General features: G+C 56.4%; 8 protein-coding genes. 4 read left to right on the top strand and 4 right to left on the bottom strand.

Translation table 11 applies throughout. The features are described from left to right. The first annotated feature begins 384 nt into the window (after positions 1–384). On the top strand, positions 385–675 hold the full coding sequence (locus tag FHX16_RS21365; RefSeq protein WP_183757148.1) for a hypothetical protein: 291 nt from the start codon (positions 385–387) through the stop codon (positions 673–675). A gap of 149 nt (positions 676–824) precedes the next feature. Continuing rightward, positions 825–1,118: a hypothetical protein gene (locus FHX16_RS21360; RefSeq protein ID WP_183757147.1), complete on the top strand. Its 294-nt coding sequence runs from the start codon at positions 825–827 to the stop codon at positions 1,116–1,118. 69 nt (positions 1,119–1,187) lie between these two features. On the opposite strand, the gene FHX16_RS21355 is transcribed toward FHX16_RS21360, so the two are convergent. The 3 genes from FHX16_RS21355 to FHX16_RS21345 form a co-directional block, all read right to left on the bottom strand. Continuing rightward, positions 1,188–1,832: a hypothetical protein gene (locus FHX16_RS21355; RefSeq protein ID WP_183757146.1), complete on the bottom strand. Its 645-nt coding sequence runs from the start codon at positions 1,830–1,832 to the stop codon at positions 1,188–1,190. 546 nt (positions 1,833–2,378) lie between these two features. Beyond that, positions 2,379–3,674 carry a serine hydrolase gene (locus tag FHX16_RS21350; protein WP_183757145.1) on the bottom strand — a complete coding sequence of 432 codons (1,296 nt, stop codon included), beginning with the start codon at positions 3,672–3,674 and terminating at the stop codon, positions 2,379–2,381. A gap of 88 nt (positions 3,675–3,762) precedes the next feature. Then, positions 3,763–6,912, bottom strand: a complete 3,150-nt coding sequence (locus FHX16_RS21345; protein ID WP_183757144.1) for an adenylate/guanylate cyclase domain-containing protein — start codon at positions 6,910–6,912, stop codon at positions 3,763–3,765. A 337-nt stretch (positions 6,913–7,249) separates the two neighbouring features. On the opposite strand from FHX16_RS21345, the gene FHX16_RS21340 reads away from it, so the two are divergent. Beyond that, complete coding sequence (locus FHX16_RS21340) at positions 7,250–7,726, top strand: nuclear transport factor 2 family protein (RefSeq protein ID WP_246720094.1); 477 nt, start codon at positions 7,250–7,252, stop codon at positions 7,724–7,726. 150 nt (positions 7,727–7,876) lie between these two features. Further along, positions 7,877–9,646, top strand: a complete 1,770-nt coding sequence (locus tag FHX16_RS21335) for a hypothetical protein (protein ID WP_259130256.1) — start codon at positions 7,877–7,879, stop codon at positions 9,644–9,646. A 235-nt stretch (positions 9,647–9,881) separates the two neighbouring features. Here FHX16_RS21335 and FHX16_RS21330 read toward each other — a convergent pair whose 3' ends face one another. Further along, positions 9,882–11,003, bottom strand: a complete 1,122-nt coding sequence (locus tag FHX16_RS21330) for a heparin lyase I family protein (RefSeq protein WP_183757142.1) — start codon at positions 11,001–11,003, stop codon at positions 9,882–9,884. Positions 11,004–11,409 lie beyond the last annotated feature (406 nt).

The following is an 11,409-nucleotide window of genomic DNA, read 5'->3' as shown; positions in this document are numbered from 1 at the left end:
GCTCCGCACCGCAACCCGCCGCTACCGCCCCAAATACAGCAACCCAAAACCGCCGGAGCGAACTTAAAACTGGATAAAACTTGGGGGCAAGGTCATTTAATCTGACGCAGCGGTCAGTCCCTTACTGTCACCAATTGTGGATCCGGAATTTTCGCGACGTCAATCGCGTGGTCGTGACTTTCGTGAATCTATTTAAGCGGTCATCTTTGTGCGCCGATATCTTGTTCGACAGGATCAGGAGACGCTCCCAGAAAGTTCCGTTCGCGATCATGGCAGCGCACGTGTCGTGCCGTCATTCTCAACATGCGCGCCGGAAAACAGGGTTGCCTCCCGCGAAGATCCGTAATTGAATTTAAATCAGCAAGGGTCGTTGGGACGCACTAGATGGAAAAATTGACGGAGTTTGGAGAACTAAAGTACCTCGGGGATCTCGTCGATGAAATTCTGGAGCACTTGGCCGCTACCGATAAGGATTACAGGGCGAGGGTGGCCAAAGCGCTGTACGCAAGCTTCACTAGCGACAGCGATGTGCTGGACGGCATCAAGGACGTCTTGATGGATTCCAACACCCACGGTCGCGTAACAGCGCGTTTGGCGTCGGAGCTCCTGGAGCCCACTTTCATTTACCAAGGAGACAGTGTCGTTTCCGTGAATCGCTCCCCAAAGCGCGCTTGAACGTCGACTATGCTCGAAGATCGCTGTACAAAGACGCGCTCGCGTACCCGAAGAGGGCGAATTCGTTCCGACTGCCGAGAAAAGTGGGTTGACCTTTCCAAAGTTCGAAACTCATCATTTTAGAAACAGAGATGGTTGGGATTAAAAAGATGAGCGAACTTTTGAATGCGACAGTTAATCGCCTGGAGGTCATGCGGGCCGACACCGAGCTTCTTGTCCACGCGTTTGCCGGCGCCGTTGTGCTAGCGGCAGCAGAGGATGCGCGAGCTTCAGCAGCGATCAACTATGACGACAAAACCACGCTCGACACCCAACGCAAAACAGAGGATGCTAAGGTCGCGCTGCAGCTCGCGTGGCGTGAAGCGCAATACCTTTCAAACGCTGTCACGGAACGGCTGGATGTCTTTCGGGACCTAGAGGTCCGCTTGGCTAAAAACGGTTAAGACCCCGTCGATGGGATCGAGACGGCTTCTGCCGTAGCAAAGCCTCCTTGCGCCGCGGCAGCGCCCAGCTCACGTCAGCGGCCAGTTTCCCTCGAGGAGAGCGCGAATGTTCGCGCTCAGCCGTTTGATTTCCAGCCGGGCGACCGTACTTTGTTGGATAGGCCCGAGCTCTTCCGACAGAGCGATAATCCGAGCTGCTAGAGCGTCCGCGGCCTTCGCCTTGTCTAGGATTGCCGGGACAAAGGCATACGGGGGCATCAGCCCGCGGTTTGCGGGGTTGTCGGCAAGGTGCTTACAAAAGCTTATGAGGATTTTCTCTTCAACGCCTAGACCCTGATAGACGCTCGCAGCTCTTCTGCCACTCGCCGATGTACCCTCCACAATTCCAACGTCCTTGAAGTGTTGGCTAATGAGCCCCGCGAGTTCGCGGACGAGTTCAGAAAAGTCTCCCCGCATTTGCGCGATGACTCGGTCCTCCTCCTGGTGTTTGAGAATGCTTGTCTGCATGCCGACAAACTCTGCCTGCTTCTTTGCTTCCTCTGCCTGCTGACGCATGACCTCGCGGTTTTCCTCAAACTCCAAACGTGTAAGCCGCAGCTCCTCGCGCTGCTCGGCGAGCTCTTGCGATTGGATCCAAACGGCGGCGACGAGCCAAATAAACGCGATCGGTGCGAAGACACCCGATAGGAAAGTACCCCAGTCCGCGGCGCTCATGCACGAGTATGACCCTGTCACGCCGCCACAGGATTCGGGATGAGCGTACCAACCCACCAGCGTCGCGGCCAAAAGGATCGCAGCTGTCAGGAGGCCTGCGAAAATGATACTTCTCGTGCGCCCCGGCGCTCGCGGACTTGTCGACTGCATTCGTATGCCCTCGAAACTGTGCCGTCCCATCATTGAGCAGCGCCTTTCTTATGTAAATGGCTGTCCGGCGGCACACTGTGTGGGAAGGGACAAGGCAACAATGCAAACCATCGCCAGAGGCTCGCTTCGGTGAAAATCCCGAGCCTCTACACCAGCAGGACCCACTGGAGAAACGGGACGTCCGATAAGGGCTGGCGGCGCTGGACGCTGTTCCGGCGTTAGACGGACGCGCATGGGAAGCCGATCCGGACGCCGCCGAGACGGTCGGTCGCTTTCTTCAGCCCAAGTCGAAAGCCTTGCCACGTCGCTGGCGCTTAGTGATACGTTTCCTCTCTGCCGGAAGCGTGGCTCGCGGTGATGAACGAGAAGCTTGGTCCTCCGGGACCGACAGAGTGTTCACCGGGCGGTGGCAGATACCAGCGCGTCGTGCGCCCGGAACGCTTCACATTCCAACGCATCACCGTTCGTCCAGGCTTTCCAGTCGCTGATTTGAACGATGACTGTTTTACTGTCCGGATAGATGTGAATGAACTGACCGTCGCGACCAACGGCCGTGAAATCAGTGCCCTTTGTCAGCCACCAGAAGTATCCGTAGTTCAGTGGGCAGTCGGTTTTCTGATACTTGTTATCGGCCGCGATCCCGTTGTTCGGGTCTGAAGAAGGTTTTGTCGCCAGATCGAACCAGGCTTGGGGCACGATCTGGCGGTCCGAATGGTCCCGACCCTGGTTGAGAACAAACAAGCCGAACCGGGCGAGATCACGGAGCGTCGCCTTGAAGCAGCATGGCCCCACGGCCAGTCCGGTGTTGTCCACACCCCACGTTGCCCGCTGCTCGGCACCGATCGAAGCCCAAATCCCTTTCTCGAAAAAGTCGGTTAAGCGGGTTTCGCCGAGCATACGATCTGCGACCGCAGCCGCGATGGCAGCGTCCAGCGCGGAATAGTTGAACAAATTCCGGGGCGGTCCGGAGCGCAAGATGAAACGGTGCGCGAAGTCGATCACGCTCTCCGTCATCCCGGTGCGGACCTGCTTGTCGAACAGCACCGCCCCAGGGAAAAAGCCATACCATCCGTATTCACTCCACCAGACGCCGGATTGCATGCGAAGCACCTGATCGACTGTTGCTCGACTGTAGCCACTGGGAATGGCATTGGCCAACTCAGGAATGTATTGAACCACTGGTTGACTAAGCTCAGCGTCGAAGTCCGCACGTGTGCGAGCGCCGCGCTTGACGGAAAGGACATGTCCGAGCAGCGTTGAGGTGATTGACTTCGTGACCGACGCGATACCATAGAGTTTTGTTGGGCCATTGGGTGGGGCTTCGTCATCCCGGCAAAATCCTTTCTCCTCGTCGTACTTCTCAAAGGTGAATGCGTCCGCTTTAACGACGATCAAGGCGCAGACCTTCGCGCGCGTCATGAAATCCGCAAGGTGGCATGTTGCCGGACCTTTTCCGTCGCATTGATACGTGATGTCGCCGATCTCCTGGCCGCGTGGGAGGTCGACGGATTGCGGTGGTGGGTGAATTGTCGCGTTCTTCGCGGATGCCGGTAGTGGCGCGGTCAAGAGAGAGGCCCCGATTAGGGAGGCGGCGAGGCGCCGAAACACCCACAAGGCGTTTCCGCCATACCTGTATTCTTGCGCAGTTTTGCTCTGTGATACCTTGATCTCAAAGGGCATCCACACGTTCATTGTGAGCTCCGATTTCGCAAATCCGCGTTAAATACTGGGAAACCGAGGTAGAAGTGATCTGCCAGCTGTGACGGCTGGGAAAATACCTCTACCCCAAGATGTTAAGCGATTGCCGGGCTCTGGCCTCCCAGACCCTGGCTCCCTGAGCGACGGCAAATTCGATTGATTTTCGGAGGAAACCCTCGGCATCGCCAAGACGGCCGGCCTTAATCTCCAACTCTCCGCGTAACCGCAAGAGTTCCGCAGTGTAATAGTGCTCGCCGGTTCGTTCTCCAAGGGTTAACGCTCCCTGGACAACGCTCCTAGCTTCGGCAAACGCACCCACTCGAAGATAGCTGTCCGCCAGTACGCCGAGGTAACATGTCTTGTCGACTTCTTGTTCGCCCATGTTGTCGCAAATGTGCTGCATCTGCGCGATCCCGGACGAGTCATTGCTGGCGGCAACCTTCGCCCAGCCGGAGAAGAACGTAGCCATCTTCAGCCAAAGCTGAAATCCGTTACGTGTCGCAAGCGGTATTAGTTCGTCTACCAGTCTCTGGAGTGTAGCAGTGTCCTGGCGGAGCGACATCAGGATGCAGCCGTTGCCAAGGCAAGCGGCGACGCGATAATCCACTTGGCCTCGCGCCTCCCGTTCCGCGTCTAGGAATTGCTCCAACGCTTGGTCTTCCTCGCCGAGCATGTGCAAGGTCCAAGAGAGATAGACCATGGCCATGCTTGGAAAATCGCTGCCGATCTGGCCAGCGCTGCCGCTATAGGAGAGAGCGACCTCCAATGCCTCACGGGCTTGCGGAAATCGACCTCTCACAAACGCGCACATACCGCCGAACTGGAGTCCGAGCACCAACGCCTTGATATTGTTCTCCCTGCTGCCAATTCCCCTGAGCTGCTTGCTTGCCCATTCCGCGTCGGAAAACCGCGCGGAGTTGAACGCGGTCCCGAACAGGCCGTCGAGCGCGTTGATCGCTGCAGCCGTATCGCCGACCGTTTCGCTGAGCGTCATGACATTTCTATAGGCGGCGTTGCCCTCTGCCGTTATGTACCCGTACGCCGCGTAGAGGACGTCGCCCCGTTCGAGCTCCAAGGTTAGTTCCTTTCGATCGCGAACTTTAGAGGGAGGCATTCTCCTTACGCACTCGAGGCCCTTCTGGAACATGTTCGCGGCTTCGACCTTCGCCCATGTTGCGGCCAGCTTTCTTCCTGCGCTCATCCAGCAGTCAGCGGCGCGCTCGAAAAGGCTCGCCTCATCATAGTGCTGGGCAAGAATTTCGGGGTGTTCGACCACCGTTTTTGGTTCGATCAGTTCGATCGCCTGCGCCACCAACGCATGAAGTTGCCGACGCCTGTCACGCAATAATGCGCCACACGCCGCTTCCTGAAGAAGGCTGTGAGAAAAAGTATAGCGCGGCCAATTGCTGAAGGGTTGCGGGGCAACGAGACCGACATCGACCAATTGGTCTATTTCTGGGCGTAGAGTTTCGGCCGTAACGCCAACGACGTGGGCAAGAGTGTTGAGATCGAACTCTCTCCCGATCACGGCCGCTGTCTGTGCGACAGTCTTCGCCCGGCCGAGTTTGTCGAGGCGGGAGAGCAGTGCTGACTGCAGGGAAACGGGAACGTTAACCCGCTTCTCAGCTCGATCCGGCCCGTGATCCGCGACCTCAGTGACGTCATCCAATGTGGACCGCGCAAGCTCCTCCAAAAACAAAGGCACACCCTCGGCTTTGTCAAGGACCTTGCTGGCGACTTGCAGATGGAGGCCCGCAGCTTCCGCCAAGCTCTCGATCAGTTCACCGGATTCATCGCGCGAAAGTCTCGTAAGTTTGAGGTGTTGGAATTCAGGAATACTCACCTCCAACGCCGGTTTGTTGCGAGAGGTCACGACAAGGAGAATAGGTGCCGAGGCAACGGCGTTCACCAAGGCCTGCAAAAGCCTCCTCGAGGAGGGGTCGATCCATTGTTCATCTTCGACAACAAGCAAAAGCGGTCCATCGATGCACAGGTGTTGGAGCCAGCCCGAAAAAGCGTTGGTTATTGTATATTCCTGTTCGGCAGAGCCGAGCTCGGAAGGCGGAGATCCAGGCTGGTCCAGCGCCAGCAGCCGTGCGAAGATTGGATATCCGACGTGCACAGGCACCCCCGTCAGCGATAGGAAAGCTGTGAGCCGCTCCGAGGTGACGTTTGCTGCTTCGCCATCCGATATTCCCGTTTCTTGTTTGAGGAGCCGCAGGAAAGGATAAAGCGCGCTGTTTGAGAACGCCGGCGAACATTGAGCGATGAGGGCCTTCGTATCCCCAAGGCGCTTTTGGAGTTCGAAAACGAGCCGTGACTTGCCGATGCCCGGTTCTCCGCTGATCGCCGCTACATTACCGCGCTTGTCAAGCATGACCTGACGCCATTGAGCCGCCAGACGGTCAAGCTCCGTCTTCCTTCCAACCAATCGGGTCAGCCGCGATTCCCCGGAAAACCTGTACGCACTCGCCAACGCCTTAATGGGCTGTCGAACGTGGATGGGCTGTGGGAAGCCCTTTAACGTTCTGGTGCCGAGATCCGAAAACGCGAAGGTGCGGGCAGTTGCATCGTAAGTGTTTTGATCAACCAGGATGGTATCCGGTTCCGCCAGCGTCTCCAGCCTTTGCGCAAGATTGGGGACGGGCCCGAACGCGACTGTTGAGACGCCCGCCGGAGCGCCTTCAATATCCCCTACAACCACCAGACCCGTGGCGATGCCAATCCGCACGTGAAGTGTCGTGCCCTCGGGAGATTTGAGTTGCGACACCGAGGCGAAAATATCGAAAGCCAGCTGCAACGCGCGTTCGGCGTCGTCCTCTTCGGCTGTTGGGTATCCGAACAACACCTGGAACGCGTCGCCGACGTAGTTTGCCACGTATCCCCCGTGGGACTTAGCCAGCGCACTGCAACGCGCGAGGTACTGTTGTGTCATATGGCTGAAGTCTTCGGGATCAAGGATCGCCGCGAACTCGGTCGACCCTACCATGTCACAAAAGAGAATCGTCAGTTGACGGCGTTCAACCGGATTTCTTCTATCGGTTTGCCGTGGTGTCCGCATCTCAGCAATGGCGGCAAGAAGCTTGCGTCTCGGGCCCGTGCGAATTCTCATTTCGCGTAGATCGCGCTCGGTTAGAAGCGGTAAGCTTTCAAGGTCGATCTGGGAATGTTCGAACTGGTCACCGAGATTGTCCAGCCCGATATCAGCCAGCCATCGCCTGATGTCACTCATCGCTGCTCCATCTAATTGCGTAGCTGACGGGCACTACCAGAACTTGCTTAGTGTATTAGTTGAAGCTACTCTACCCAAAGCGGTTATTCAATGATTTCAGGCATGCCTTCGAGATATCCGAGGGCGAACAGAGCCGTGCAGATCTACGAGGCTTGGGATTGGGACGGGACTGTAAGCGGTCCGATCCCTTTGTGAACTCATGGAGGGCGCTATGAATTCGTTTTTAAGAACTGTAGCCTTGGTGGCATTTGTTTTCGTTGGCATTTCTGGGGACGCGTGGGCGCAAGCCAAACAGTGTCCGTCCCCGAGTTTGGGAGACGGAGACCAGTTTTTCAACATGGCAAACCTTGCCATGCCGACAGCTGACGAACGGACCGCGGTTGAGGATTTTATATCCCGGTATGCTTGGCTGATGGATAACAGAAGGAAAGACGCCGTAGGTGCTCTGTTCGCCGGAGATGGCACGTACTTGCTGTGCCAGCTTGGCGTCGCAGAAAGCGAAGTTAACGCGGTCGGAAAGGACGTTGCGGAGGAGCTCGACGCGTCGTTTAAGAAGCTCGAGGCAGAGAAAAAACGGGCACGGCGGTTGTTTGGCAACATCCTGATCCGGAAGAATATATCTGATGGAACTTTTGAGGTGCTCATTTCCTCTGTCGTCTTTACCCAAGTAATAGCCACCCAAGCGCCCCCGGAAGTCGACTACATGGCCACGCTTTACGCGACGATCGCGGAAGATCCTTTCGGCACGGGGCTCAAATTCCGATCCCTTACAGTCGTGACTGATCCGCAAGGGATCCAGATCAGGGCTCGATAGGTTCGCTCGGTTGGCGGATGGAAAGAAATCGTGGAACACCCGCGGTGGCCGATATTCGCAATTTCGCTTGTGTTAGCCCTGGCGACACAGATCGGGGCGACCAGCGTTGACTCCGGAGGATCCGATCGGCAGCGGCTGGCGGATGATGCCATGCTAGCGGGCGTCCAAAGCGGAGCGACGTCGCTATCATCTTTGCCTCAGCTGGACGAGGGCCACTTAGTCGATGCAGTTCGACGTTTGAATGAAGAAATCCTTTGGGCTCCCGCGGGATTGAATGCCGATCCCATCAACAGGTTCGGTGACGAAGCCAGATCTGTCTTTGGGCCGATCCCCGATGGTGATTGCACGGGTCCGGAATCGAAGCGGCTTGGCCTCGAAGTTGACGGTAACTCCGTCGAATTGGAGCCCAATCCATTTGAGCCCGGCTCTCCCCTTGAGTTCTCCCATCGTGACGCAGATGGCCGTCTCGTAAAGTGGACGAAGGAGATAACAAAGTGCGACAAGCCTTCCCTGGCGGGCGGCGTTACCTTCTGCGGGCTAAATTCGCGCATCAGCCGCGTCCAACGAAACCATGTCGAGTGGCTTTTCTTATGCAGGAAGTCTTCGGGTGACTTGAAGGTCCACGCCGACCCGTACTGGACAGAATCCGATCCTCGATTTTCGCGCTATAGCGCAATCGGTTTTAACTCCGTGACCGGCGAGATCGCGTTCCTCGACGGTCGCAAGGATCGCGCCGTCTTCGATTGGTCAAACAGCTTCCCTCCTCCCGGTGGGCAGTCTTATGGTGATACGATCGGACGACGAGATGCTGAAGCATTGTATGACAAGACCTTTGCCGTCGACTGCGTCTCGTGTCACGACAACAAGAAACCAACCGTCATAGACCCGCACATTCAGCAAGCCAGGGTCGGTTACTTCGATAGCAGGGCGCGGAGTTTCAGTCTTGGCAACTTCCTGACGGCGAGGATCGCCAGGGTCGACTTGCCGTTTCGTGTCATCGGCTCGGGCTACGTGTCCACGCACGGGGTCTCCATGGCGCGCGCGAAGGCTTTTGCAATTAAGGGACATCCCTGCTTCGCTTGCCATTCGCTGACGACGATGGAATCCGGCAAGCGTTTTGCCGCAGATGCGGTAGCTATGCCAGCCGGTGTCAAGGATCCGACCCTTGGGCAATCTGTGGGGATAGTTCAGGAAAATGCGGCGCTCCAACCCGTTCAAGATCACCGAACGGATTGGGCTTCGACATCTGGCGATGGCCGCATTATGCCATGGATGGTCCCGGATCATGGGGGCAATCTCTCGAAAGGCTCGAGCAGGCTCACAGCTGCGGAGTGGGACCAACTCAGTGAGTGTGCGTGGGAAAACGGTGGAAAGACATGCAATTACCGCCCATTGTTCACTGGCTGTCCAGCGCCCGGTGCCGGTGCTGACACCTTCGTCCCATTCGACTTCTCGATTGCTCCGATGACTATGGCAAACACCGATGGTTTCCAGAGCGCCCTGCACCTGACTTGGCGGTATCTCAACGGCTATGGCGATGTACCCGAGAGAGACGATGTGCGTTTTGATATTGCAGTGAGGGAGAAAGAAATCCCTGTCGCACAAGCTCCGCCAGCAACCACCGACTATCCCAGCATGGCTGACGTGAAGGCGACCGAGGCTTCTCCGTCGCTCGGCAGCGTTTTCAAATTACGGAACGACACACTGCTCCTCCTAAATGCATCGTATAGTGGGCATCGGAAATGGAGCGATACACCTCCAGCGAAGGGGCCTCGGAGCTACTCGATTACCATTCCCGCTGTTTGCGGAAAAAGATATCTCATCCGCGTGGTGCCAAAGCGGTTCTGCTTCGACAATACGGGTGTTGTGTACGGTCATGCTGACCATCTCGTCGACTATGATTTTCCGTGTGCCAGGTGAGTGTGCCGACTGGAGTTTCGCTTTATAGCGCGCTGGTTATGCGTCGCAGGGGCTTACAACAAGAATCCCAACAGCCTGAGATGGTCGTACCGCGTATCGTGAATCTCTCGTCGAATGGGCTACGATAGAACCGACCTGGCAAGGTCAGCTGCAATTGTTGAGATCGGCTAAGCGGAAGTCACAGCCGCGCCTTGGGCCTCATGCTGGCGGTGTGGATCTGCGTTTCAGTGATCGGCTAGTTACACATTTTTGCCAGGTCTGCTTTTTTCGCCGCCTGTGAATATTCGTCGAAGCGGAATTCAAATTTGCCGGGCAGGGGAGCCCGATAGATGCCGAATTTAAAATATCCGGTTAGGTCATTCGGTTCTGTGATCTTCGCTCCCAAATCCCCAGTAACCGTTGCCATCTTATTTCCGTTCGCCCAGATTTCGATGAAGCCCTTTTTCGGAGGAACGACAGTATTGTCTGTCCGGCCATTCTTCACATGATACACCATGTCTACCCAACCTTTGCGTGGATCGGGAAGTGGATCTTTGCTTTCCAGCGTAACGTCAATATTAGCCGGACCGAGATATTCGTGGATATCGGTTGCAAACGAAAGGTCACCTATCGCCGGAACAAGGTCACTGTCATCGATGCCAAGCTTTGTAGCAAGTTCCTTGACCGACGGCGCATCCGGTCTTTGACTGCCGAGCGCGTCTTTGAGAGTATCCGAAAATAGGCTGTCCAACGCGGGCTGCTGGGTTCTGAAGAGCTGGAGCTGCTGCAGGGTGTTGATGGCCGACACCATTTGCTGGTTTTGCGGGTCGACCTTGCTCAGTACCTCTTGCGCCGCTTGGAGGGCTTCCGGATCGCCATCTGCTGAAACCACCGTCCGACGGCGCTCGCCGTCCTGCACTGTTATGTAAAAAACTCCGTTATCAAATCGCTGGGCGAGGAAAGGACTGATATCGTTGGGTGCCTTCCATTGCGAGACGACGAACCGGTCGCTGTTCGTCGGGGGAACGTCGCCTGCGACTCGAAAACTGAATGCGTACCATTGGTCGTCCCCATATTTCGAACGGTAGGCATTTTGAGTACGAAGCTCTGCCCGCTGGCAAGGACCATCGCAAGATTTTCCAGAATCCCCGTCTTTGACCGTGAGAGAAATTGCTGAACCTCCACAGCGCGCATCCTTCGGGTATCCAATTTGGTGAGGTTCCGCTTGGATGGTTGACCACCTCGTTGGATCAAGCTTTCCCGCGTTGAAGTCATCGGCCATATCTTTGGCTGTTGCATGCGAGGCGCATAACAAGAACATGGAAGCCAGTCCCACGAGACATCTATTGTAAAGCAGATAGGTGCAAATAGCCTTCACAGTTGTGGCTCCCTTGGCCATAGAACAAAGCATTACACGCAAAGTCGCGACAAAAGCGCGAGATACTAAGACTGCGAGCGAGTGCCGCAGCCGGCTAAGCCGGACACATCGGGAGCAAATGTGCCAAGCGGCATTCGCTTCGTTTCGGTGCCCCACGGTGAGCCACGATTGAAGCACCAGTAACCTAAGATTGCAATGTAAGAGTCGACGCAAACTGCACATGGGGGTCAGAGAGGTGACCGAGTACGAAGGACGGAGCAACAACGACGAAGCTGCCTTTGCTGCCACCGAGGCAAGCGGTTTCTGAGCGTAATTTTCTTCAGACGCATATCTACGCGGTTACGCGACGCGAATCTTGGGGTCTGGACGCAAATCTAGGGACACGGGGCAATCGGTCGGCCGCCGC

Origin of the sequence: Rhizobium sp. BK661 (assembly GCF_024808825.1) — a bacterium.
GTDB lineage: Bacteria > Pseudomonadota > Alphaproteobacteria > Rhizobiales > Rhizobiaceae > Rhizobium.
This window is presented reverse-complemented; position numbering and strand designations above follow the sequence as displayed.

Excerpts from the sequence above, each read along its gene's own strand:
- FHX16_RS21350 (WP_183757145.1), bottom strand. The coding sequence starts at position 3,674 with ATGAACGTGTGGATGCCCTTTGAGATCAAGGTATCACAGAGCAAAACT.
- FHX16_RS21365 (WP_183757148.1), top strand. The coding sequence starts at position 385 with ATGGAAAAATTGACGGAGTTTGGAGAACTAAAGTACCTCGGGGATCTC.
- FHX16_RS21335 (WP_259130256.1), top strand. The coding sequence starts at position 7,877 with ATGCTAGCGGGCGTCCAAAGCGGAGCGACGTCGCTATCATCTTTGCCT.
- FHX16_RS21355 (WP_183757146.1), bottom strand. The coding sequence starts at position 1,832 with ATGAGCGCCGCGGACTGGGGTACTTTCCTATCGGGTGTCTTCGCACCG.
- FHX16_RS21360 (WP_183757147.1), top strand. The coding sequence starts at position 825 with ATGAGCGAACTTTTGAATGCGACAGTTAATCGCCTGGAGGTCATGCGG.
- FHX16_RS21345 (WP_183757144.1), bottom strand. The coding sequence starts at position 6,912 with ATGAGTGACATCAGGCGATGGCTGGCTGATATCGGGCTGGACAATCTC.
- FHX16_RS21340 (WP_246720094.1), top strand. The coding sequence starts at position 7,250 with ATGGCAAACCTTGCCATGCCGACAGCTGACGAACGGACCGCGGTTGAG.